Annotated in this window: 1 protein-coding gene; it reads left to right on the top strand. The window is 58.7% G+C overall.

Annotated features, from left to right (window positions below; translation table 11 throughout):
* On the top strand, window positions 1–525 hold a 525-nt coding region (locus NE619_RS17965; RefSeq protein WP_256133856.1), incomplete at its 5' end, for a DEAD/DEAH box helicase.
* Window positions 526–528 lie beyond the last annotated feature (3 nt).

The raw sequence follows: 528 nt of genomic DNA, 5'->3' as shown, positions 1-528 counted from the left end.
CTGCTGCAAATGGCCAACGGGGCGGTGTACAACGAGGACAAGCAGCCGGTCGAAGTACATGACTGCAAGCTGGAGGTGTTCCAGGAGACCGTGGAGAAGCTGAACGGGTCGCCGGCCCTGGTCTTCTATAACTTCAAGCACGACCTTTCCCGGATCAAGGCGGCTATGGCGCGTAGCGACCTGAAGGTTCGCGAACTAAAAACTCCGCAGGACGCGGACGATTGGAACGCCGGCCGGATCGACCTTTTGCTGGCCCATCCGGCCAGCGCGGCCTACGGGTTGAATTTGCAGGAAGGCGGGAGCCACGTGATCTGGTTTGGCCTCAACTGGTCGCTGGAGCTGTACCAGCAGGCGAACAAGCGATTGCACCGGCAGGGGCAAAAGTCCACGGTCTTCGTGCATCATTTGATCACGGAGGGCACCCGGGATGAGGACGTGATGGAGGCCTTGCAGAAAAAAGGCGACGTGCAGGACGAGCTGATGCGGAGCCTGAAAGCAAGAATCGAACGAATTAAGAAGCGTTAGGAG

This window comes from Anaerovorax odorimutans (assembly GCF_024459955.1).
GTDB classification, from domain to species: domain Bacteria; phylum Bacillota; class Clostridia; order Peptostreptococcales; family Anaerovoracaceae; genus Hominibacterium; species Hominibacterium odorimutans_A.
This window is presented reverse-complemented; position numbering and strand designations above follow the sequence as displayed.